This is a genomic window from Pseudomonas reinekei (genome assembly GCF_001945365.1).
In the GTDB taxonomy this organism is placed as follows: domain Bacteria; phylum Pseudomonadota; class Gammaproteobacteria; order Pseudomonadales; family Pseudomonadaceae; genus Aquipseudomonas; species Aquipseudomonas reinekei.
In genome coordinates, this window is the sequence record NZ_MSTQ01000043.1 from 1 (window position 1) to 1,925 (window position 1,925).

The window sequence follows — 1,925 nt, forward strand, 5'->3', positions numbered from 1 at the left end:
AATCGAGTAGGAGGCGGATTTACATCCGCCGTCCTCTCACACCACCGTACGTACGGATCCGTATACGGCGGTTCAAGCTATGCGATTAAACCGAGTTATCGTATCCAGTATTGAGACCAGTCCAAGCCGATCCCACAGCTTCTTCGGTAGCGCGTGATTCAAATGTGCAGCTCCTGAGCTCCACCATGGACCACGACCGTTGAACGCCGATATGCAGGCGCGGTGCCTGCTGAGCCCCAGGCGTATCAAGTTCCGAGCCCTTGTTGAGGGCCGTTTCCATTGACGCCATACGGCGCAGCGCAGCTTACGACGCACCCAGCCATCAAGCGCCTCAAGTGGCCGCTTGCTTTGACTTAGCTTGAAGTAGCCAGCCCAACCACGCAGCACAGGGTTTATCCGCACGATGACGGTTGCCATCTTGCAACCCCGCGCTCCGCGCAGCAGGTCTCTGACTCGGTCGCGTAAGCGCCCCAGACTCATCACCGCCACTCTTAACCTCGGCTGTCGATGCCAGCTCATCCCATAACCTAGAAAATCACAGAACCAGGGCCTTGCCACGCGGCTCTTTTCCCGATTAAGCGCCAGTTTCAGGCACTGCCTCAGGAAACGCTCAACGCCGGCCATCACCCGCTCGCCCGCACGGCGACTGCGCACATAAATGTTGGCGTCATCGGCATAACGCACGAAACGATGGCCCCGTCGTTCCAACTCGCGGTCGAGTTCGTTGAGCAGGATGTTCGACAGCAACGGCGAGAGCGGGCCGCCTTGCGGCGTCCCTTCCTGACGTCGGCTGACGAGTCCGCCTGACATCGTTACCGCTTCGAGATAGCGACGGATCAGCGTGAGCACCCGCTTGTCTTCGATTTGGCGCTCTACATAGGCCATCAACACGTCGTGGTTGACCCGATCAAAGAACTTCTCCAGATCGAGTTCCACACACCAACGGTGACCCGCCGCCACATGGGCGCGGGCTGATTCGATGGCTTGATGAGCGCTTCTGCCCGGACGAAAGCCGTAGCTGTAATCCGAGAACAGCGGATCGAAGATCGGCGTGAGCTGTTGCAGCAGGGCCTGCTGGATCAGACGATCCACGACGCAGGGGATGCCCAACCGCCGTGTTCCGCCCTTGGGTTTGGGAATGTCGACGGCGCGTACACCTTGCGGGTGATACTCACCGGCCAGCAACCGAGTCTTGAGGATCGGCCAATACTGTTTCACGTAGCCCGCCAACTGGTCGACCGTCATGCCATCGGCACCCGGCGCGCCCTTATTGCTGACTACGCGCTGATACGCACGTCTGAGGTTGGCCGGTGCAAGCACCCGCGCCATCAGCGTGTCCGGCTCCGCGTTCGTCCACGTCACAGACGCCGCCGATACCTGTGCGCTGTCAGCCGTCATCCTCGGAATCTGTCCGGGACTCGGAGTAACAGTCTTCTCTGCGAGAAATTTCTGCATTTCGGTATCCAACGAGACTCTGACGCCTACCAGCGGCATAACCTGTTCGGCCCTTGGTGACGGGGTTATTCGTCACTTACTACGGCCTCGGCTGACTTCTGCACGCTCATCCCGTCGCCTCTCGACGCTCGGTAGCACAGTGGCAAACGTACAGATCTCCCAGGGTAATTCGCGCGACCTTCCTGCTTATGCCTGTCGGATCTACGTCACAGCGTCCCGTGCAAGTATTGGGCTTTGAGGAAGTTTGCCCTCTTACCCCGCTGCGCCGCCTCTATCCGCTTCCTGTTCGTCAGGCCAGCATTTTGCCTCGGGCTTCCTTCAGATTCGCAGTCACCCGCGACACCCTTGCCTCTGGCTAACACTTCCCCTTGCCGGGTGTGTAGAGGACTTTCACCTCCAAGTCACCAGCATGGCCACCACAGCCAAGCTAGTTGCGCTTGCGCGCAACGCGCCATGCCTGGCGCACAAAC

Annotated in this window: 1 protein-coding gene; it reads right to left on the bottom strand. The window is 59.5% G+C overall.

Going from position 1 to position 1,925, the window contains the following annotated elements:
- Positions 1-72: 72 nt before the first annotated feature.
- Positions 73-1,494: a group II intron reverse transcriptase/maturase gene (gene ltrA / locus BVK86_RS28835; RefSeq protein WP_075949607.1), complete on the bottom strand. Its 1,422-nt coding sequence runs from the start codon at positions 1,492-1,494 to the stop codon at positions 73-75.
- Between the last annotated feature and the right edge of the window lie 431 nt (positions 1,495-1,925).

What these genes read in the sequence shown, in the direction of transcription:
- ltrA (WP_075949607.1), bottom strand. Translation starts at nt 1,494, where the DNA reads ATGCCGCTGGTAGGCGTCAGAGTCTCGTTGGATACCGAAATGCAGAAA.